This window comes from Enterobacter sp. 01-M-02-SI-ECC (genome assembly GCF_047530595.1).
Classification (GTDB): domain Bacteria; phylum Pseudomonadota; class Gammaproteobacteria; order Enterobacterales; family Enterobacteriaceae; genus Enterobacter; species Enterobacter cloacae_M.
On sequence record NZ_JBLKCZ010000002.1, the window covers coordinates 455931 to 477622 of the forward strand.

The 21692-nt window shown below is 56.9% G+C and carries 17 protein-coding genes; 12 read left to right on the forward strand and 5 right to left on the reverse strand.

Going from position 1 to position 21692, the window contains the following annotated elements; all coding sequences use genetic code 11:
- The first annotated feature begins 13 nt into the window (after positions 1-13).
- The 9 genes from ACMWLG_RS05290 (at position 14) to cheZ (ending at position 10480) form a co-directional block, all read left to right on the forward strand.
- The gene (locus tag ACMWLG_RS05290) at positions 14-769 is read left to right on the forward strand and encodes a molecular chaperone (RefSeq protein ID WP_045404427.1); all 756 of its coding nucleotides are present in this window, start codon (positions 14-16) and stop codon (positions 767-769) included.
- On the forward strand, positions 745-3129 hold the full coding sequence (locus tag ACMWLG_RS05295; protein ID WP_045404429.1) for a fimbria/pilus outer membrane usher protein: 2385 nt from the start codon (positions 745-747) through the stop codon (positions 3127-3129). Before ACMWLG_RS05290 ends, ACMWLG_RS05295 begins: the two co-directional genes overlap by 25 nt.
- A complete protein-coding gene (locus ACMWLG_RS05300; protein WP_414762955.1) occupies positions 3126-4088 on the forward strand; it encodes a spore coat U domain-containing protein in 963 nt (320 codons plus the stop codon). Before ACMWLG_RS05295 ends, ACMWLG_RS05300 begins: the two co-directional genes overlap by 4 nt.
- Positions 4089-4172: 84 nt before the next feature.
- The gene (gene tar, locus ACMWLG_RS05305; protein WP_045404436.1) at positions 4173-5840 is read left to right on the forward strand and encodes a methyl-accepting chemotaxis protein II; all 1668 of its coding nucleotides are present in this window, start codon (positions 4173-4175) and stop codon (positions 5838-5840) included.
- A 44-nt stretch (positions 5841-5884) separates the two neighbouring features.
- Positions 5885-7486, forward strand: coding sequence for a methyl-accepting chemotaxis protein IV (tap, locus tag ACMWLG_RS05310; RefSeq protein WP_045356785.1), 1602 nt, complete (start codon positions 5885-5887; stop codon positions 7484-7486).
- Positions 7487-7505: 19 nt separating this feature from the next.
- The gene (cheR, locus tag ACMWLG_RS05315) at positions 7506-8372 is read left to right on the forward strand and encodes a protein-glutamate O-methyltransferase CheR (RefSeq protein WP_008500429.1); all 867 of its coding nucleotides are present in this window, start codon (positions 7506-7508) and stop codon (positions 8370-8372) included.
- Complete coding sequence (locus tag ACMWLG_RS05320; RefSeq protein WP_023312252.1) at positions 8369-9418, forward strand: protein-glutamate methylesterase/protein-glutamine glutaminase; 1050 nt, start codon at positions 8369-8371, stop codon at positions 9416-9418. The genes cheR and ACMWLG_RS05320 overlap by 4 nt, the downstream gene beginning before the upstream one ends.
- A gap of 17 nt (positions 9419-9435) precedes the next feature.
- Positions 9436-9825, forward strand: coding sequence for a chemotaxis response regulator CheY (cheY, locus tag ACMWLG_RS05325; protein ID WP_008500431.1), 390 nt, complete (start codon positions 9436-9438; stop codon positions 9823-9825).
- A 10-nt stretch (positions 9826-9835) separates the two neighbouring features.
- The gene (cheZ, locus tag ACMWLG_RS05330) at positions 9836-10480 is read left to right on the forward strand and encodes a protein phosphatase CheZ (RefSeq protein WP_023312251.1); all 645 of its coding nucleotides are present in this window, start codon (positions 9836-9838) and stop codon (positions 10478-10480) included.
- A gap of 48 nt (positions 10481-10528) precedes the next feature.
- On the opposite strand, the gene ACMWLG_RS05335 is transcribed toward cheZ, so the two are convergent.
- The 4 genes from ACMWLG_RS05335 to ACMWLG_RS05350 all read right to left on the reverse strand — a co-directional run bounded on the left by ACMWLG_RS05335 (position 10529) and on the right by ACMWLG_RS05350 (position 15652).
- Entirely contained in the window at positions 10529-11695 is a 1167-nt protein-coding gene (locus tag ACMWLG_RS05335; RefSeq protein WP_047634886.1) for a fimbrial protein, read from the reverse strand.
- A gap of 4 nt (positions 11696-11699) precedes the next feature.
- Positions 11700-14156, reverse strand: a complete 2457-nt coding sequence (locus ACMWLG_RS05340; protein ID WP_226855182.1) for a fimbria/pilus outer membrane usher protein — start codon at positions 14154-14156, stop codon at positions 11700-11702.
- 93 nt (positions 14157-14249) lie between these two features.
- Positions 14250-14942, reverse strand: a complete 693-nt coding sequence (locus ACMWLG_RS05345; protein WP_045404442.1) for a molecular chaperone — start codon at positions 14940-14942, stop codon at positions 14250-14252.
- Between the two features lie 134 nt (positions 14943-15076).
- Entirely contained in the window at positions 15077-15652 is a 576-nt protein-coding gene (locus ACMWLG_RS05350; protein WP_045404445.1) for a fimbrial protein, read from the reverse strand.
- Between the two features lie 499 nt (positions 15653-16151).
- Here ACMWLG_RS05350 and flhB point away from each other — a divergent pair, with 499 nt between their 5' ends.
- The 3 genes from flhB to flhE are packed head-to-tail and all read left to right on the forward strand — an operon-like array spanning position 16152 to position 19763.
- Positions 16152-17300: a flagellar biosynthesis protein FlhB gene (gene flhB, locus ACMWLG_RS05355; RefSeq protein WP_045404447.1), complete on the forward strand. Its 1149-nt coding sequence runs from the start codon at positions 16152-16154 to the stop codon at positions 17298-17300.
- Positions 17293-19371: a flagellar biosynthesis protein FlhA gene (flhA, locus tag ACMWLG_RS05360; RefSeq protein WP_023312249.1), complete on the forward strand. Its 2079-nt coding sequence runs from the start codon at positions 17293-17295 to the stop codon at positions 19369-19371. Before flhB ends, flhA begins: the two co-directional genes overlap by 8 nt.
- Positions 19371-19763 (forward strand): flagellar protein FlhE, encoded by a 393-nt coding sequence (gene flhE / locus ACMWLG_RS05365; protein ID WP_045404450.1) that lies wholly within the window; start codon positions 19371-19373, stop codon positions 19761-19763. Before flhA ends, flhE begins: the two co-directional genes overlap by 1 nt.
- A 57-nt stretch (positions 19764-19820) precedes the next feature.
- On the opposite strand, the gene argS is transcribed toward flhE, so the two are convergent.
- Complete coding sequence (gene argS / locus ACMWLG_RS05370) at positions 19821-21554, reverse strand: arginine--tRNA ligase (protein ID WP_045404452.1); 1734 nt, start codon at positions 21552-21554, stop codon at positions 19821-19823.
- Between the last annotated feature and the right edge of the window lie 138 nt (positions 21555-21692).

Here is a 21692-nt window from a genome sequence, read left to right on the forward strand (position 1 = left end):
AGGGAGAGTGTTGATGAAGCCATTTTTCAGACCGGTTTGTCTGGCGGGCGCGTTGGGAATGGCGGTTGCTGGCCAGGCGCAGGCGGCCGCCACCATCCTGCTCTGGCCCATCGATCCCTGGCTTGCAGCGGACGCCAACGCCACGGAACTGTGGATCCAGAACCAGGGAAACAGCGCCACGACGATGCAGGTCCGCATCGTGCGCTGGAAGCAGGAGGACGGACACGAGCGCTATACCGCGCAGCAGGACGTGGTCGCCAGCCCGCCCATCGTCACGATTGGCACAGGCAGCAAGCAGCTCATTCGCCTTATCAAACAGGCTACGGTTCCTGCAGGGGTCGAACAGGCCTATCGCATTATCGTCGATGAAATCCCCCAGCCAGATGCCAAAGCTGAACCCGCCATCGGCCTGAAATTGCAGATGCGTTACTCCATCCCTCTGTTCGTATATGGACAGGGGATCCCGACCATCAAAGAGGGGGCGCATCACGCGCTGGTGGAGACCCAAAACCTGAGCTGGCGGGTGACGCAGGCTGAGGGTAAGCCTGCGCTGGAGGTCAAAAATCGGGGGGATGTCCACGTCAGGATGAGCCAGGTGGCGCTGGAGCAGGGAGGTCAGAAACGCACGGTGGCGGAGGGATTGCTGGGTTACGTCCTGCCGGGCAGCACCCGCAGCTGGCCTATACCCGCTGGCGTTCGTCAGCCAGAGCGGATGAGCGCGCAGATTAATGCCAGGGACGAACAATGGCAGTCGACGCCCGTCAACTGAAGCCGGCGATGATGATACTGCTATGCGTCAGTTCCGCGACACTGGCCAGGCCCGGCGACGACAGTTTGCCGCCGCCTCCCCAGGCACAGGCGATAAATGATGAAGCGGTTTTCCAGCTGGCCATCGTGGTCAATCACTACGACACCGGCCTGGTCGTGCCCGTGACGCAGCGTAAAGGCGCTTTCTTTATCTCCAGCGCCGATTTGCTGCGCGCGGGGCTGCCCCCGGCGCACGTTCCCACTGGCGAGGTAAATCTCTCCTCGCTTGCTCAGGTTCGGGTGGAGTACGACAGCGCCGCGCAGCGCCTGCTGCTGACCGTTCCCCGCGACTGGGTGACGGCCCGCGTGACGCCTTTCAGCCCGCAAGCGGCGCAGGCCAAACCGCACTTCGGGCGCGGCGCGCTGCTGAATTACGATCTCTACACCAACCACACGGAACATATCGGCGGTCAGGCGTCGATCTGGCATGAGTTCCGCTACTTCAACGAGAACGGCTCGTTTTCCTCGACCGGTTACGCGCGGGAAAATTTCACCGGTAACCACGGCCAGCAGGAAGGGTATGTCCGCTATGACACGACCCTGCTGTTCACCAACGAAGATGACGCGATGAGCTGGAGCGCCGGGGACGTGATCAGCGATGCCCTGAGCTGGAGCTCCAGCGTGCGAATAGGGGGGATAAGCGTCGGGCGGGATTTCTCCCTGCGTCCTGACCTGGTGACATGGCCGCTGCCCGAGTTCGCGGGGGAAGCCGCGGTACCCACTTCGGTCGATCTCTTTATCAACGGCTATCGCTCCGGTTCAACCCAGCTTCAGCCGGGGCCTTTCACCCTGACCAATCTGCCCTATATCAACGGGGCCGGGGATGCGGTGCTGGTCACGACGGATGCGCTGGGGCGCCAGGTAAGCACCACGCTACCGTTTTACGTCACCAGCGACCTGCTTAAGCAAGGGCTGAGCGACGGCGCCGTGACGCTCGGCAGCCTGCGGCGTAATTACGGTATCAAGAATTTTGACTACGGTCCGGCAGCCGGCAGCGGCTCGTATCGCTACGGAATGACGGACTGGCTAACCCTCGAGGGCCACGCGGAAGGGGCGCAGGAGCTGGCGCTGGGCGGCGCGGGGACGGTGATAAAACTCGGTCAGTTTGGCGTGGTGAATACCTCTTACTCGCAAAGCCGCATGCGCGGTGATGCGGGCGGGCAAATCAACTGGGGTTACCAGTACAGTACCAGCGAGTTTAGCGTCGCCACCCAGCACACGCGTCGCGACCGCGGCTTTGGCAATCTCGCCCTTTACGACCAGCCGACGGTGTATGACGAAAACGATAAGCCCATCGCCAGCTTTAGCCGTAATACGGACCAGTATTCGCTGACCTTCAATCTGGGACGGTACGGCAACATCGGTGCAGCCTGGATCGGCGTGGAGAGTTTTGATAGCCAAAAAACCGAGCTGCTTAATCTCTCCTGGAGCCGCAACCTGTGGGGGGCGAGCAGCATTTATCTGGCCGGCAGCCGGGATCGGCAGCGGGGAGACTGGACGGTCGCGCTGTCGCTGCAGGTGCCGCTGGGCGCACGCGACAGCGCTGCCGTCACCGTCGAAAACACTCCGGATGCAGGCAGTACCCAGCGCATTAACTACAACCACTCCATGCCTTCTGACGGTGGGTTCAGCTGGAACATGGCCTGGGCCAACCAGTCGAGATCCAGTGATTATCAACAGGGTACGCTGGGCTGGCGCAATAACAATATCGAGCTGCAGGGCGGCGGCTATGGCGAAAGGGATACCATGACCTGGTGGGGCGAGGCGATGGGCGCCGTTGTGCTTATGGACGGCGAGCTGTTCGCGGCGAATAAGATCAACGATGCGTTTGTGGTCATCAGTACCGACGGCCACCCTGACGTGCCCGTCAGCTATGAGAACCAGCCCGTAGGTAAAACCAATAACAACGGCTACCTGCTGGTGAGCGGGGTATCGGCGTATTACCCCGCAAGCTACCGGATTGATACTCTGAATCTGCCGGCGGATACCCGTCTGAAAGAGACCGAACGCCGGATCGCGATTCGGCGTCACAGCGGCTATCTGGTCGATTTCCCGATGGAGCAGGAGCGGGTGGCAAGCGTTATTCTGCATGACGCGCGCGGGAAGGCGTTGCCGGTGGGAAGCCAGGTTCGACGCGCCTCGCGCAGCAATGCGGTGGTGGGGTATGACGGCATCGCCTGGCTGGAAAATCTCAGCGATGTGAACCCGCTGGAGGTGATCGCACCTGACGGGAGGCGCTGCAAGACAACTCTGACCGTGGAGGCCAATCCGGAGCATAAGCTGAAAACCTACGGGCCGCTGATTTGCCGGGAGGCGCCATGACGCGCCTGCTGCTGTTGATCCTGCTGCTGTTCTCCGGCGGCGGCTGGGCGGCGTGTACTGTCAGCACGGTTAATGCGTCGTTTGGCAGCGTCACCTCGTTCGCGCTCGGCGGAACCGGCGAAGTTCAAACCTCCGGCACGCTGGTGGTGGCCTGCGATGCCGTGCTGAATCTGCTGACCAGCGACTCGGTAACGCTGACCTACACCGCGGCATCGGTTTCGGGCAGCAGTCGGGCAACGATGAAACGCACGGATAATGCGGCCATCACCGACGTCATCCCCACCCGGCTGTGCGGGTTATCAGGATGCGCGAGCAGCAGCGAGGTACAGATTAGTAAATCGTATACCTGGAGCGGGAATACCCTGCTGGGGTTGCTGGGGTCAAAGCAGTACAACATTCCGCTCTATTTCCGCACCGTCGCCGGGCAAAACGTGACTGCCGGGCCATATCAGGTGCAGTTAACCTTCAGCATTAACTACAGCGTCTGCTCCGTGGGCGCGCTTGGCGTTTGCACAATCAATCAGACGGGAACCGCGACAACCACCATCCTGCTCGATATGACCGTCACCAACGACTGCAGCGCCATGACAACGCCAGATGTGAACTTCAACAGCGCGCCGCTGGTGCAAAGTTTCCCCACCGTCTCGCAGGCGATTGCCGTCACCTGTACCAAAGGAAGTTCGTATACCATCGGCATTAATAACGGCGCCAACGCGCTGAACAACGTGCGGCGGATGGTGAGCGGCAGCAACGCCATGAGCTACGACATCTATAAGGAAGCCACCGGTAACCGCTGGGGCGGCAGCGGCAGCGAGCGCTGGACCAGCGCGGTATCGTCCCAGGTCAGTACCGACGGTTTACTGCGCACCTACAACTACACCGCTAAAGTCCTGACCAATCAGGCCACGCCGCCCGCCGGAACCTACACCGACACGCTGATTGTCGACGTGGCGTTTTAACCCCGCGCTTTTCCCTTTCGCAAATGTAAAGTTCCTGTGGGCTGTGCCGATAACACCGTTAATAAATCTATGAGAAGGTGTTGTATGTTGAACCGTATCCGCGTTGTCACAATGCTCATGATGGTGCTGGTCATTTTCGCACTTCTTCAGCTCATCTCCGGCGGGCTTTTTTTCTCGTCATTAAAACAGAACCAGGACAGCTTCGCGGCCTCGAACGATCTCCGCCTGCAGCAGAGTGAACTCACGTCGACGTGGGATCTGATGCTGCAAACGCGCATCAACCTGAGCCGCTCGTCCGCGCGCATGATGATGGACCCGAACAATCAGCAGAGCAGCGCGAAAACCGATCTGTTGAAAAATGCCCGTGCCACCCTCGCTGATGCCGCTAAACATTACGACGCCTTTAAAAAGATTACCCCACAGCCTGCAATGGAGCAGGTGAGCCAGAACATTGACGAAAAATACAACGCCTATCATGCCGGTCTGGCAGAGCTGATTCAGTTCCTGGAGAGCGGCAATATGGACGCCTATTTCGCGCAGCCGACGCAGGGGATGCAAAACGCACTCGGCGCGGCGCTGGGGGAATACGCGAAGGCCAGCGGCGATCTCTATCACTCGGCCTTTACGGAAAGCCAGAATGACTACCGCTTTGCGAAATGGCAGATGGCCGTGATGGCGCTGGCGCTGGTTATTGTGCTGGTTGCGGTCTGGTACGGCATTCGCCATATCCTGCTAAACCCTCTCGGCCGCGTCATTGCCCATATTCGTGAAATCGCCGGCGGTGACCTGACCAAAACGCTGACCGTCTCCGGGCGCAATGAGATCACCGAGTTGGCAAACAGCGTTGACCATATGCAGCGTTCGTTAATCGAAACCGTCGCCAACGTGCGCAACGGGTCGGAGGCTATCTATACCGGCACCAGCGAAATTGCGATGGGGAATAACGATCTCTCATCCCGAACCGAGCAGCAGGCTTCCGCCCTGGAAGAGACGGCCGCCAGCATGGAGCAGCTCACCGCGACCGTGAAGCAGAACGCCGATAACGCCCGCCAGGCGTCTCAGCTGGCAGAAAGCGCCTCCGAGACGGCGCAGCGCGGCGGACGCGTGGTGGATGGTGTGGTGAAAACCATGCACGAAATCGCAGACAGCTCGAAGAAAATCGCCGACATCATCAGCGTCATCGACGGCATTGCCTTCCAGACCAACATTCTGGCGCTGAACGCCGCCGTGGAAGCGGCGCGCGCGGGCGAACAGGGGCGCGGGTTTGCCGTGGTGGCCGGGGAAGTACGCAACCTGGCCAGCCGCAGCGCCAACGCAGCAAAAGAGATCAAGTCCCTGATTGAAGATTCCGTCTCCCGCGTGGATACCGGCTCCGTGCTGGTGGAAAGCGCCGGGGAGACCATGAATGACATCGTGAATGCCGTTACCCGCGTGACGGACATCATGGGTGAAATCGCCTCTGCGTCCGATGAGCAGAGTCGTGGTATCGACCAGGTTGCCCTGGCGGTATCGGAAATGGATCGCGTGACACAGCAAAACGCCGCGCTGGTGCAGGAGTCCGCTGCGGCGGCCGCTGCTCTGGAAGACCAGGCGAGCCGTCTGAAGATGGCCGTCTCGGCGTTTCGTCTCGCTTCACTCGCTGGAAACTCGGTCACCCCGCTGGCGACGTATCGCGCGCCAGCCGCTGAATCGGCTGCAAACCGTACGCGCACCGCGACGACCGGACAAGATGAAAACTGGGAAACATTTTGACTGACAATTAAACCGCGGCTGCTTGCCGCTTGATGGGAGCGTGGATGTTAAATCGTATTCGTATCTCGACCACACTGTTTTTGATTCTGATCCTTTGCGGTGTGTTGCAGGTTGGCAGTAACGGGTTGTCTTTTTGGGCGTTTCGCGATGGCTATCAGAATTTGCAGGAAGTTGAGGCGAGTAATCAGCAGCGCTCCGCACTGGCACAAACGCGTGCCGTGCTGTTGCAGGCAAGCACTGCGCTGAACAAGGCGGGAACCTTAACCGCGCTGAGTTATCCGCCGGATGACATTAAAGCGCTGATGGCGACCGCGCGCGACAGCCTGAAGCAGGCTGACGCACAGTTTAAAGCCTTTACGGCGCAGGCCGCCGACAGCGAGAAAGAGAAAGCGCTGAAGGCCGCCATGAAGACGAACTTTGAACAGTGGTATAGCGATCTGGACCACCAGGCGACGTGGCTTGAGAACAACCAGCTTTCGGACTTTATGACCGCACCGGTTCAGGCGTCTCAGGCGGCGTTTGACGGCAGCTTTAACGCGTGGCAGCAGGATATTAACCAGTCTGTTCAGCGTGCCGGTGACCAGAGCCGTCAAAGCTATCACATGTCGGGCATCATCTTTGCCGTAGTGGTGATTCTGGCAGGGTTGCTGACCGGCGGGGCGCTGCTCTGGTCGCGCAGAATGATTGTGCAGCCGCTGGCGATTATCAGCAGCCACTTCGACAGCATTGCGAAAGGCGACCTGGCGCGTCCTGTGGCGGTGTTCGGTAAAAACGAAATTTCGGCGATCTTTGCCAGCCTGAAGGCGATGCAGGGATCGCTGCGGGAAACGGTGAGCGACGTGCGGCAGGGCAGCTATGCCATGCACACCGGGATCTCTGAGATTGCGGCGGGGAACAACGATCTCTCGTCCCGCACCGAGCAGCAGGCGGCCTCGCTGGCGCAGACGGCGGCCAGCATGGAGCAGTTGACCGCGACGGTAGGCCAGAACGCCGATAACGCGCGTCAGGCGTCTGACCTGTCAAAACAGGCGGCGATGACGGCAAAGAAAGGCGGGGACCAGGCGTCCCATGTCGCCAGCACCATGCAGGAGATTGCCACCAGCTCGCAGAAAATTGGCGACATCATCAGCGTGATTGACGGTATCGCGTTCCAGACCAACATTCTGGCGCTGAATGCCGCCGTGGAAGCGGCGCGCGCCGGTGAGCAAGGGCGTGGATTTGCGGTGGTGGCGGGGGAAGTGCGTAACCTGGCGAGCCGCAGCGCCAACGCGGCGAAAGAAATTAAGGTCCTGATCGAAGAGTCGGTCTCGCGCGTTCAGCAGGGCTCAACGCTGGTGGATACGGCGGCGAAAACCATGCACGAGATCGTCACCTCCGTGACGCGGGTGAACGACATCATGGGCGAAATTGCCTCGGCGTCGGACGAACAGCGCCGCGGCATTGAGCAGGTTGCCCAGGCCGTCAGCCAGATGGATCAGGTGACGCAACAGAACGCCTCGTTAGTTGAGGAAGCGGCAGCGGCAACCGACCAACTGGCAAGCCAGGCGGATCGTCTGACCGGACTGGTCGCGGTATTTAATGTGAAAGAGCACGTTGAAGCAGTAACAGAAGTCGGGCGGTCGCAGGCCGTGCCAGTTGTATCCTGAATGTAATTAAGAAGGCGCTATGACATCACCAATGCCCCCTGGGCAAACGTCATTATTGTTGCAGATGACACAGCGCCTCGCGCTGTCCGACGCGCATTTTCGTCGGATATGTCAGTTAATCTACCAGCGTGCGGGGATCGTGCTTGCGGATCATAAGCGGGACATGGTCTACAACCGTCTGGTGCGGCGCTTGCGTACGCTGGGTCTGGATGATTTTGGCCGCTATCTGAGCATGCTCGAGGCGAACCAGAACAGCGCCGAGTGGCAGGCTTTTATTAACTCGTTAACCACCAACCTGACGGCGTTTTTCCGTGAAGCTCACCACTTCCCGGTTCTGGCCGAGCATGCGCGCCGTCGCACCGGGGAGTATCGCGTCTGGAGTGCGGCCGCCTCGACGGGTGAAGAGCCGTACTCGCTGGCGATCACCCTTGCCGATACGCTGGGAATGGCGCCGGGACGCTGGAAGGTCTACGCCAGCGATATCGATACTGAAGTGCTGGAGAAGGCGCGTAACGGCGTTTATCGCCAGGATGAACTGAAAACGCTGTCGCCGCAGCAGCTGCAGCGTTATTTCATGCGCGGGACGGGCCCGCATGAAGGCCTGGTGCGCGTACGCCAGGAGCTGGCGAACTGCGTCGAATTCGCGCCCGTTAACCTGCTGGATAAGCAGTACAACGTGCCGGGGCCGTTCGACGCCATTTTTTGCCGTAACGTCATGATCTATTTTGATAAAACGACGCAACAGGACATTCTGCGTCGGTTTGTTCCGTTGCTCAAGCCTGACGGTTTACTGTTTGCCGGGCACTCGGAAAACTTCAGCAACCTCGTGCGTGAGTTTAGCCTGCGTGGGCAAACGGTATATGCGCTGAGTAAGGAAAAAGCATGAGTAAAATCAGGGTGTTGTCTGTCGATGATTCAGCGCTGATGCGTCAGATCATGACTGAAATTATCAATAGCCACAGCGACATGGAGATGGTGGCAACCGCGCCCGATCCGCTAGTAGCGCGGGATTTAATTAAAAAATATAACCCCGATGTGCTAACGCTGGATGTCGAGATGCCGCGCATGGATGGCATCGATTTCCTCGAAAAATTAATGCGGCTGCGGCCTATGCCGGTGGTGATGGTCTCCTCCCTGACCGGGAAAGGATCGGAGATCACCCTGCGCGCGCTGGAGCTGGGGGCGGTGGATTTTGTCACCAAACCGCAGCTCGGCATACGCGAAGGGATGCTGGCCTACAGCGAAATGATCGCCGAGAAGATCCGCACCGCGTCGCGTGCGAAGCTTGCTGCCCATACGCCATTGGCCGCGCCTGCGACCCTGAAGGCCGGTCCCTTACTCAGCTCGGAAAAACTGCTGGTCATTGGGGCGTCAACCGGAGGAACAGAGGCAATTCGTCATGTACTCCAGCCATTGCCGCTTTCAAGTCCGGGTATTCTGATCACTCAGCATATGCCGCCAGGCTTTACCCGTTCGTTCGCCGAACGCCTGAACAAGCTGTGCCAGATCAGCGTGAAGGAGGCGGAAGACGGCGAGCGCGTGCTCCCGGGACATGCCTATATCGCCCCGGGCGACAAGCATATGGAGCTGGCGCGCAGCGGCGCTAACTATCAAATCAAAATTCATGACGGACCGCCGGTCAACCGGCACCGTCCGTCGGTGGATGTGCTGTTTCATTCGGTGGCGAAACATGCGGGGCGCAACGCCGTTGGGGTGATCCTGACGGGGATGGGCAACGATGGTGCCGCCGGAATGCTTGCAATGCACCAGGCTGGCGCCTGGACGATTGCGCAGAATGAAGCAAGTTGTGTGGTGTTCGGCATGCCGCGCGAGGCCATCAATATGGGTGGCGTGAGCGAAGTGGTCGATCTTAGCCAGGTAAGCCAGCAGATGCTGGCGAAAATCAGTGCCGGACAGGCAATACGTATTTGACTCAGGAGTATTATTTTATGGCGGATAAAGAGCTTAAGTTTTTGGTTGTGGATGACTTTTCCACCATGCGTCGCATCGTGCGCAACCTGCTGAAAGAGCTGGGCTTCAACAACGTTGAAGAAGCAGAAGACGGCGTTGATGCGCTGAACAAACTGCAGGCTGGCGGATTTGGTTTTGTTATCTCCGACTGGAACATGCCTAACATGGACGGTCTGGAACTGCTGAAAACCATTCGTGCCGATGCGGGAATGGCGTCTATGCCGGTTCTGATGGTTACTGCAGAAGCGAAAAAAGAGAACATCATTGCCGCTGCACAGGCGGGCGCAAGCGGCTATGTGGTGAAGCCATTCACCGCGGCAACCCTGGAAGAGAAGCTCGGTAAGATCTTCGAGAAACTCGGCATGTGAGGTGATGGAAATGTTGCAACCTGCTATGAAACCCGTTGAAGAACACTCGCCGAGCGATATCATCGTCCGCATCGGCAGCCTGACGCGCATGCTGCGTGACAGCCTGCGCGAGCTGGGTCTGGATCAGGCGATTGCCGAAGCGGCGGAAGCCATTCCTGATGCCCGCGATCGTCTGGACTATGTTGTGCAGATGACCGCTCAGGCCGCGGAACGTGCGCTGAACAGCGTTGAAGCGTCACAGCCGCACCAGGATGCGATGGAAAAGGGGGCGAAAGCGCTGAGCAAACGCTGGGACGAGTGGTTTGAGAATCCTATCGAGCTGGCGGATGCCCGCGAGCTGGTGACGGATACCCGTCAGTACCTGGGTGATGTGCCGGGCCACACCAGTTTCACCAACGCCCAGCTGCTGGACATCATGATGGCGCAAGATTTCCAGGACCTCACCGGTCAGGTGATCAAGCGCATGATGGATGTTATCCAGGAGATTGAGCGTCAGCTGCTGATGGTTCTGCTGGAGAACATTCCGGAACCGGCAGCCCGTCCAAAACGCGAGAACGAAAGCCTGCTCAATGGTCCACAGCTCGACGCCAGCAAAGCGGGCGTTGTGGCAAGCCAGGATCAGGTAGACGACCTGCTGGACAGCCTCGGTTTCTAATTGATCTGATTACCCTCAGGCTGCGGCGTCAACCTGAGGGTATTTCGGTTAGCGGAGATTCATCTTCACTGTCACGTTACCTTCAAAGCGGCCCGGGACAGGGGGGATATCAGTCGTGCCGACCGGTGCAGCCTGAATTTTGACCCTACCGTTTCCCTGTCCGTCCATCATTACAGGAAATTCATAAGTACCATCCAGCGCGACGTTCTGACTGTTTTCATCATATATACGCACCCCGAGATCGTCCCTGTCCAGAAGTTTTGCAATGTACGGCATACTGCTATCTACAACGCCCTGATCTGCAGTGAGCGTAAGCTTTATCCGGTCCGAGTTTCCCACTGCGTTATCATCACAGTGATAGGTAATATCAACGTTTTTGAGGGCATAGCGTTTTGGCGGTTGCCCCTTGATGACGAATTGCTTGCTGACAATGCTGCCGAACTCAACCTCAATGGTGCTGCCTTCATTGATGGTGCAGCTTAGCGGCGCAGATAGCGTGCCGCTAAACCAGATATCAGAGACCTGTTCTGCCTGCCCAGGATCGCAGCTTGCCCCCGTACCGAAATAGAGACAGGCATAGTTTTGCGCGACGATCGTCGAAGGGATCACCTCTTGACCCAGGATGGGTTTTTTAACGTGAAGCATGATCGCAACGACGTTCCAGCGGAAGTTGCGCTTTATTGCAGCGGCATTGCTCGGCTGGGTGCCATTACTGCAGACGTTAGCATCTCCCTCCGTTTTGGCGAGCGCATTCTCGGTAGTGCTACGCATATTTCCCCTGGACGTCGGGTATTCATTGACAGGTAGCGGGGTCAAAGAAGTGCCGTCCGGAGAATTAATGGCATCAGCGTAGGCGGTGATATCGGCATCGATTTTTTCAGTCAGGTAGCCGTATCCGTTTGTTCCAGAATTCAACGGACTCCCGGCAAACGTTTTTTCATAGACCATGCTCGAAGAAAACATATTTCCGGGGCAGGTGCAGTTGGCAACTATAGCCGGGCCATCTCCCACCAGATGATTTGGCACATCATAGTCATGATTGGCAATATTTTCGCTGGCCGAAAACTCATGGTCGAACGAAGTGGTGTAGGCTTGCGGCGCACCGAAGCAGTTATGCAGTAAAGTCACGGCTCCCCCGCACGGGCTGGTTGTGGCCAGACTCAAGGCCGCGGTCAATGACGCCCAGACAGCCAGTTTCTTGAATATAGTTCTCATGTGCTTATTCCTGCTGACAAAGCTCACTAACCGAGCGAATACCGTTAGGGCTTTCGGTTTGGTTGGCTGACTGTTGCGTAATGCTGGCGTGGCATTGCTGGCCCGTACCATTGCCCCATTTCACGGTGAGCTGTGCGGTCTCTCCAATCCCTGCCAGATAGACGGTGCCGGTTTCGTCGACAATGCCGCTCATCACCGGGGCGCTAGAGGTCGCGATGGCACCGAACGGAACGGAGAGACCGTTTGGACGTTTCAGGGTGACCAGCATCCGATAGCCTGTGTGGGCGTCAAATCTGGCCAGCACCGCCGCGTTGCGCGATGGAATGACGGTGATAGCGGTATCGCTGCTGTCTACATTTTCCGGCAGGCTCGCGGTATCAATACGAATATTGTTCTCCTGGTACGGAGTGAGCGATGGAATGACTGCGTTACCCTGCCAGTCGGTCTGAATACCCCGCTGGTTCAGGAAACGGACGCCGGACGCATCGTTGGCGTTGACGATAGCAAACTGGCTGCCTAAAGGTTGAGCCAGCGTGACGCCCTGAGGATGGGCAACAATACCGCCGCTAATGCCGTAGTTAAGCTGCTGAGAGTTATTAGTGGAGGCGTAATAGCCTGCGGTCAGGTTGGCGTATTGCGAGCGGTAGCTGCCGTAGACGCTGCTGATATCTTCCCCGTCGTGGTTGGAATGGCTCTGCTGTAACGAGTAGCTCAGACGCTCGTCGTCCAGCAGCGTGCCGCTGAGGCCCACGTTTTGCCGCGTATAGCCATTTTTAGTATTGCTGATGTTATAGCTACTCCAGGCGCGCGGCAGCCATCTGGTGAGCGGAATGCTAAACCCTAAAGAGACCATCCTGTCAGACTCTTCGTCATTGGTTTTGCTGTACGTATAGGCCACGTGATAACTCGTGCCGGCAACAACGGTATTTAATCCAACCGACAGGCTGCGCTCTTTTTTAGAGGTGCCCCAGTAATCCTGCTGATAACCATTTAGATACAGACTCACCCCAGCAACGGTTTGGCTCACGCTGGCCTGAATGCGGTTGCGTTTATTGTAACGAAACAGCAGATCGTCTTCGTGACCGTCACGCTTTTGATTGGCGTCGGTAAAGCTGTAATACCCGCGGCTGGTGTATCGGTAGCTGCCGAGGCTGAAGTTGGTATTGGTCGAATCCAGTTTACCGGTATAAAGCAGACGCCATGACTGGCCGGTATGCTGGCTGTTATCGTCTAGCCGGGTGTCGGCCAGGGTAACGTCAGCCGACAGCGAGCCCAGCGGCCCGAGCGCCAGACCGGCTCCGGTATTGGCGGCGTTATAGTCTTTCGAGAGGGTCAGCCCTCCAAACCAGGTGAGAAGGTTATTTAAACCGTAAATCATGCTTCCCTGGAAAAAGTCGGGTTCCTTTTGGTCGCTCCCGCTTTCAGCACGATAACGGCCTGCGGTCATTTCATACTTCATACGCCCTGGCCGCAGCATAACCGCGATACTGGAGTAGGGCTGCGTAAAGCGATGCTCGGTGCCGTCAGCCTCTTTCACCGTAACGTCCAGATCGCCGCTGTTGGTCGTGGAGTAGAGATCGTTGATTTCGAACGCGCCCGGCGCGACATTTTGCTGATAGATGAGATAGCCGTTCTGGCGCACCGAGACTTCTGCATTTGAACTGGCGATGCCGCGTATGACAGGGGCATAGCCGCGTTGGCTATAGGGAAGCATCTCTTCATCCGACGCAAGGTTAACGCCCCGGTACTGTAAGCTATCAAATACCTCGCCACGCGTGCTGCTTTCTCCGGCCGTGAACTGCGCCTTGAGGGCGTCAACATCATGCTGCAGAAAGGTATTGATATTTTCCCACAGGTTTTCACTCTCTGAATTGCTCCACGTAGAATAGTTGCGCACTCGCCAGCCACCCAGGTTGGCGCCGGTGCGCAAATTCAGATACTGACTGGTGGCGCTGCTGTCGCCGCTGTCCTTATTTTTTGATCCTGAAAAAGCGTAGTCACTGAACAACACGGGTACACCGTCGTCCCAGCGCGAGGGATCGATGTAATCGTGACCAGTCCCACTTAACGCAGCCTGAGGAATACTCAACGCTAACGTCATGGTTGAAAAATCAAGCCGCGCGGAGGCCAGAGGGATATAGTTGCTGATATCTTCAGGCAAAGCCTTATTGGCGGGTAACGCAAGCAAGGCGGGATACCGATCGATCGCAACCCCCCATGCCCGCAGCATATCCGGTGTGAGCTGCGGTATCAGTGACCCTTCCGGAGAGCTGACGTAAGCGATATTGGTGGTGCTTAAGCGGCGTTCGTTCACCTGCACTCGTGAAGAATAGGTGCCGGGTAGCTGAGCATTCGACTTCGAAAAGAGTGAAAGGTCGATATCCTGCTGTGCCAGCATGTCCCCTTCCAGCGATGAGGGAGAGAAACGATACTCACGAGCCAGCGTCGAGAAGCTCGCCATGAGCAAGACACCGCTAAGGCAGCGAAGAAGCGGATTCAGTCTAAAGAGCCGCCCGTATGACAAATCATTACGTCCTGTCATCATCGCGGTCTTTTAATCCTGCGCAAGTGTGGAAGTGTATTTTTCTGAAGCGTTGCCGTAATCGGTGATGCAGCGCCAGGTGACGCTCGTCCCCTGAGCATTGTCAGGGAGAGGAATGTCAACGCGGGATTTAGGGGCAGCCATATCTGCTTTCTCCACTTTGTGCGAGCCCAGCGCAAGTGAGTCAAAGACGCTGTAGAACGCCCCCGCGTTGATGACAGTGAGCTGCTGACCATGACGAGCGAAGCGCAGGTTTTTACAGGTTTCAGAGGGTGTTCCGCTCAGACCTACAGGGCGCCAGAACAGTTTCAGACGCGTTTTATAGATTAACCGCAGGACGTTTTTGTCACCCTCATCCGTAGCCGTGGCAGGAACGGTTCGCACGTTCATATAGAACAGCGACTCTTTATCCCCTGCTAAGGCTGTCCCGTTCCAGGTAATGCGCAGGCTTTGCTCTTTTTGCGGATCGAGTCGAAAAAGAGGGGGGGTCACGATAAACGGTCCGTGCGTTTTACCATCACCCGTATCCGTCCATGACTGTATCAACCAGGGAAGTTCTTTATCATTATTTTGTAAGGGCAGGGCAACTTCCTTTTTCGCGGCATCGTAGATTATGCGTGTGCGACCGATCTGAACACCTGCTGCGTGACAAAAGGTGCTCGCAATAACAGGAATCCATAATAAGACCTGGAGTAAAATGCGCATGGTGAAACCTTCAATAAAGGAGGTTGAGGGGAAATGATAATAGTCCGAATTCGGGTTCGGACTATTATCAGAGCATGACTCCTTAAACGTCATGATGCCATATATATATATTCTGAATGTCAATAGTGAATTTATTAACGGTAAAGAATATTTATAGTCATATCAGCATCTGCCGGACCGGCGGTCACTGTGGATGCAAACGATTTATAGCGGGCATTAAAGTCAGCCTTAATCGTATCTGAGGGTTTTGTCGCAAGCTCGATATAGACTTGCTCTTCAGCGCCGTCCATGGTGATGAGTTGATCATTTTTACCCGCCTGGCTGACGGCAACGCCGACACCAGTGGCCGCGGTTTCACCCGTGGTGGTAATTTTACTGACGTCCAGTAGCGTATTGGTTCCGGTCAGGGTTGTTGGGCCGTTAAAGGTCAACTGTACAGCCGGAAGCCCATCGCTTTTTAACGGGCAGTTCGCCAGCGTAATAGAGAACGGCATAAGTGCGGTTTCCGTACCAACATCCGTAAACAATGATATTGGATAGGTACCCAGTGGAATTGTACTGTCCGTGCCATCGTCACCCTGAATGGTGCAACTTGATTCGATAATTTCGCCTGTGAAGTGGATCGTGCCGGCATTCATTTCTGCGGCGAAACCATTCATCGAGACTGTTGCAAAGACTACGCTCGAAATAATATTCTTTTTGAACTTCATCTTAATTGTCCCTTTAAGTAAAAAGAAATATCTGGCATACATTTTGCTTTTTTATGAAAAGTAAATTATGTCGCGTGAAATTATAACGTTTAATTTTCTTCCGTTAAGTGTGTTACAGGACTAATGTTATATAGATGAATCCATTTTTGGATTAAGCATGTTAGTGGTTTACATAATACCTGTTACTCTGAATTCTTCAATTTACATAGTTATATCAATTCTGCAATGCCAGATGATTAAATTCGACGGCTATGTTGGTTTTCTTCAGTAATGTTCTTAGCATAAATCTTCTTTGAAACTGCGCTTAATTCATTTTTTATACGAAAACATCATAAAAGCTCGACTATATTTGTTCGATCATTGCTCACTCTCCTTTCGTCACCCAACGTGCGGAGGGGGGTAAACTCGAAAAGAAGACCCGGTTATAGGGTTTTTTCAACCCATTGATGAAAGACTGCGCTGGCATGATACCCGTGACGTAATGGGCTGAGCATGCACTGTGGCAGAAGAGAACGACGACAAAACGGAAGCCCCCACACCCCACCGGCTAGAAAAAGCGCGTGAGGAAGGGCAGATCCCCCGATCCCGAGAATTAACTTCCCTGCTGATCCTTATCGTAGGGGTGTGCATTATCTGGTGGGGCGGGGAGTCGCTCGCCCGAAAGCTGGCGGGAATGTTGTCCACCGGCTTACGTTTTGACCACAGCATGGTCAACGATCCGAATCTGATCCTCAGCCAGATTATTCAGCTTATTAAGGGGGCCATGATCGCGCTGTTGCCCCTGATTACCGGGGTTGTGCTGGTCGCGCTGGTCTCTCCGGTGATGCTCGGCGGTCTGGTTTTCAGTGCCAAATCGCTGCAACCGAAATTTTCCAAACTGAACCCGCTGCCGGGTATTGCGAAAATGTTCTCTGCGCAGACCGGGGCTGAGCTGCTCAAAGCCGTCCTCAAATCGGTGCTGATGGGCAGTTCCGCAGGCTTTTACCTCTGGTACCACTGGCCAGAAATGATGCGTCTTATCAGCGAATCGCCTCTCACCGCGATGAGCAACGCGCTGAATCTGGTCGGGCTCTGCGCGCTGCTTGTGGTGCTCAGCATTATCCCGATGGTGGGTTTTGACGTGATCTTCCAGCTTTATACCCACTTCAAAAAGCTGCGCATGTCGCGTCAGGATATCCGTGACGAATATAAGCAGATGGAAGGTGACCCGCACGTAAAAGGGCGTATCCGCCAGATGCAGCGTGCCGCCGCCCGTCGCCGCATGATGGACGATGTGCCGAAGGCCGACGTCATTGTTACCAACCCAACGCACTATTCCGTTGCGCTGCGCTATGACGAAAACAAAATGAGCGCGCCGAAAGTCGTTGCGAAAGGGGCGGGGCTGATCGCACTCCGTATCAGGGAAATTGGTACTGAAAACCGCGTGCCGATCCTGGAAGCCCCTCCGCTGGCGCGTGCCCTTTACCGCCATGCGGATATCGGACAACAGATCCCGGGACAACTCTACGCCGCCGTGGCGGAAGTGCTGGCCTGGGTGTGGCAGTTGAAGCGCTGGCGTCTGGCTGGCGGTCAGCGGCCTGTAAAACCTGAAAACCTTCCGGTGCCTGCCGCGCTGGATTTTATGAACGAGAAGGACTCTGATGGCTAATCTGGTGGCAATGTTGCGCCTGCCCGGCAACCTGAAATCGACCCAATGGCAAATCCTTGCCGGGCCGATTCTGATCCTGCTAATTCTGTCGATGATGGTACTGCCGCTCCCGGCGTTCATCCTCGATCTGCTTTTCACTTTCAATATTGCGCTGTCCATTATGGTGCTGCTGGTGGCGATGTTCACCCAGCGTACCCTGGAGTTTGCCGCGTTCCCGACCATTCTGCTGTTTACCACCCTGCTGCGACTGGCGCTGAACGTCGCGTCCACGCGTATCATCCTGATGGAAGGTCACACTGGTGCGGCAGCGGCAGGTAAAGTGGTTGAAGCGTTCGGCCACTTCCTGGTGGGCGGCAATTTCGCTATCGGTATCGTGGTGTTCGTTATCCTCGTTATTATCAACTTTATGGTTATCACCAAAGGTGCAGGGCGTATTGCGGAAGTGGGCGCGCGTTTTGTGCTGGACGGGATGCCGGGCAAACAGATGGCGATCGATGCCGACCTGAATGCCGGTCTTATCGCCGAAGATGAAGCCAAAAAACGCCGTTCGGAAGTGACGCAGGAAGCGGACTTCTACGGCTCCATGGACGGTGCGAGCAAGTTTGTGCGCGGTGACGCCATCGCGGGCATTCTGATCATGGTGATTAACGTGGTCGGCGGCCTGCTGGTGGGTGTATTGCAGCACGGGATGGACATGGGCCACGCGGCGGAAAGCTATACGCTGCTGACCATTGGTGACGGTCTGGTTGCGCAGATCCCGGCGCTGGTTATCTCCACGGCGGCGGGTGTGATTGTGACCCGCGTGAGTACCGATCAGGACGTTGGCGAGCAGATGGTGGGCCAGCTGTTCAGCAACCCGCGCGTGATGCTGCTGGCCGCTGCCGTTCTGGGTTTGCTCGGCCTGGTGCCGGGGATGCCAAATCTCGTTTTCCTGCTGTTTACTGCGGGTCTGCTGGGGCTTGCCTGGTGGATGCGCGGCCGTGAAACCAAACCGGCAGCGGAGCCTGTTCAGGTAAAAATGCCGGAGAATACCCAGGCCGTCGAAGCGACCTGGAACGACGTTCAGCTGGAAGATTCCCTGGGAATGGAAGTGGGCTATCGCCTGATTCCGATGGTCGATTTCCAGCAGGATGGCGAGCTGCTTGGCCGTATCCGCAGTATCCGTAAAAAATTCGCCCAGGATATGGGCTTCCTGCCGCCGGTTGTACACATCCGCGACAATATGGACCTGCCGCCCGCGCGCTATCGCATTCTGATGAAAGGTGTCGAAATTGGCAGCGGTGATGCCTATCCGGGCCGCTGGCTGGCGATTAACCCGGGCACCGCCGCAGGCACGCTGCCGGGCGAGCAAACTATCGACCCGGCCTTTGGCCTGGCCGCTATCTGGATTGAAAGTGCCCTGAAAGAGCAGGCGCAAATCCAGGGGTATACGGTTGTTGAAGCAAGTACCGTGGTGGCGACCCATCTTAATCACCTGATTGGGCAATTCTCGGCAGAGCTGTTTGGCCGTCAGGAGGCGCAGCAGCTGCTGGACCGCGTCACGCAGGAGATGCCGAAGCTGACGGAAGATCTGGTCCCGGGCGTGGTGACCTTAACCACGCTGCACAAGGTGCTCCAAAACCTGCTTGAAGAGAAAGTGCCGATCCGCGATATGCGCACTATTCTGGAAACCCTTGCCGAGCATGCGCCGATACAAAACGATCCGCACGAGCTGACGGCGGTGGTACGCGTGGCGCTGGGTCGTGCGATCACCCAGCAGTGGTTCCCGGGAACCGGAGAAGTGCAGGTTATTGGCCTCGATACGCCGCTTGAACGTCTGCTGCTGCAGGCCCTGCAGGGCGGGGGCGGCCTGGAGCCGGGGCTGGCGGACCGTCTGCTGGCGCAAACGCAGGAGGCGCTGGCGCGCCAGGAGATGCTGGGCGCACCGCCGGTGCTGCTGGTTAATCATGCGCTGCGTCCGCTGCTGTCGCGTTTCCTGCGTCGTAGCCTGAATCAGCTGGTCGTGCTGTCGAATATGGAGCTATCGGATAACCGTCATATCCGCATGACCGCGACGATTGGAGGAAAATAATGCGTAAATGGCTCTGGATTTTGCTCTTCCCGCTGGCGGCGCACGCTGCTGGGGAGGGCACATGGCAGGCAAGCAGCATGGGGGTGACCCTCAGCAACCGGGGCGTCGCCATGTCATCTAACCCGCTGGCGCCTGCTGAAGGCGTTTCCGGTCAGATGGGTCTTGTGGTCTGGAATTACCGGCTGATTGGCCCAACGCCCGCAGGGCTGCGGGTGCGCCTTTGTTCTCAGACTCGCTGCACGGAAATCGACGGCGAAAATGGCACGACGCAGGCATTCAACGGCGTACCGGCTATTGAACCTTTGCGTTTCATCTGGGAAGTGCCGGGCGGGGGACGTTTAATCCCGGCGCTGAAAGTGCAGAGTAATTCTGTCATCGTGAACTACCGCTGAAGCTTGAATGAGCAGGAAGGCAAAAAATAAAACCCGGCGCTTGCCGGGTTTTTTGTATTACATGCGTTCTACGGTTTCGATACCCAGGGTATCCAGACCCAGCTTCAGGGTCTTCGCCGTGAGCTGCGCCAGCTTCAGGCGGCTGTTGCGGACCGATTCGTTTTCCGCAGACAGAATAGGGCAGTGTTCGTAGAAGCCGGAGAACAGACCCGCCAGATCGTACAGGTAAGCACACATTACGTGCGGCGTGCCGTCACGCGCGACAACCGTCAGCGTCTCTTCAAACTGCAGCAGGCGCGCCGCCAGCTGTGCTTCACGATCTTCCGTTATGGTCACCGTTGCATTCGCCAGTACGTTTTCATCAATGTTCGCCTTACGGAACACCGAGAGCACGCGGGTGTAGGCATACTGCATGTAAGGCGCCGTGTTGCCTTCAAACGCCAGCATGTTATCCCAGTCGAAGATATAGTCGGTGGTACGGTTCTTGGAGAGATCCGCGTATTTCACCGCACCGATACCCACGGCGTTGGCCAGTTTTTCCAGCTCGTCGGCAGGCATGTCCGGGTTCTTCTCGGCCACCAGACGGCGGGCGCGTTCCAGCGCTTCGTCCAGCAGGTCGGACAGCTTCACGGTTCCGCCCGCACGGGTTTTGAACGGCTTGCCGTCTTTGCCCAGCATCATGCCGAACATGTGGTGTTCCAGCGGCACGCAATCCGGCACGTAACCGGCTTTACGCACGATGGTCCACGCCTGCATCAGGTGCTGGTGCTGACGGGAGTCGATGTAGTACAGCACGCGGTCAGCATGCAGCGTCTCGTAACGGTATTTCGCACAGGCGATATCGGTAGTGGTGTAGAGGTAGCCGCCATCCTTTTTCTGGATGATCACGCCCATCGGTTCGCCTTCCTTGTTTTTATACTCGTCAAGGAACACCACCGTTGCGCCTTCGCTCTCTACCGCCAGGTTTTTCGCTTTCAGGTCAGCCACAATGCCGGGCAGCATTGGGTTGTAGAGACTTTCGCCCATCACGTCGTCACGGGTCAGGGTGACGTTCAGACGGTTATAGGTCAGCTGGTTCTGAGACATGGTGATGTCGACCAGCTTGCGCCACATCTCGAGGAAGTATTGGTCGCCGCCCTGCAGTTTTACCACGTAGCTGCGCGCGCGCTCGGCAAAAGCTTCGTCTTCGTCGTAGTGCTTTTTGGCTTCGCGGTAGAACCCTTCCAGATCCGCCAGCGCCATTTCACCGGCGTTTTCCTGCTGCTGTTTTTCCAGGTAAGCAATCAGCATGCCGAACTGGGTACCCCAGTCGCCCACGTGGTTCGCGCGGATCACCTTGTGACCGAGGAACTCGAGCGTGCGCACTGCGGCATCACCGATGATGGTGGAGCGCAGGTGGCCAACGTGCATCTCTTTCGCCACGTTCGGGGCAGAGTAGTCGATCACGACGGTCTGCGCCTCCGGCTGGGAAACGCCCAGACGGTCAGATTTCAGCGCCGCGTCAACGTGGCTTGCCAGGAATGCAGGCTCAAGGAAGATGTTGATAAAGCCCGGACCGGCGATTTCGGTTTTGCTGGCAATGCCGGAAAGATCCAGATGCGTCAGTACCTGCTCAGCGAGCTGTCGCGGCGGCATGCCCAGTTTTTTAGCCACTGCCATCACGCCATTAGCCTGATAGTCGCCAAACTGTACTTTTGCTGACTGACGAACCTGCGGTTCGCAATCCGCAGGCGCGCCTGCGGCAATCAGTGCCTGACTGACTTTTTCGGAGAGAAGAGCCTGAATATTCACCTGGATACCTTACGTTTTTGATGCGGGCTTACAACCGCCCGCGCCAGTTAAAGAATTTATGGCGGGAGTATACTGCAAATGCCCTCTGGCGTCAGCATTGCGGGGCCTGAAGATTGCTCAGAATCCAGGCGGTGAAGG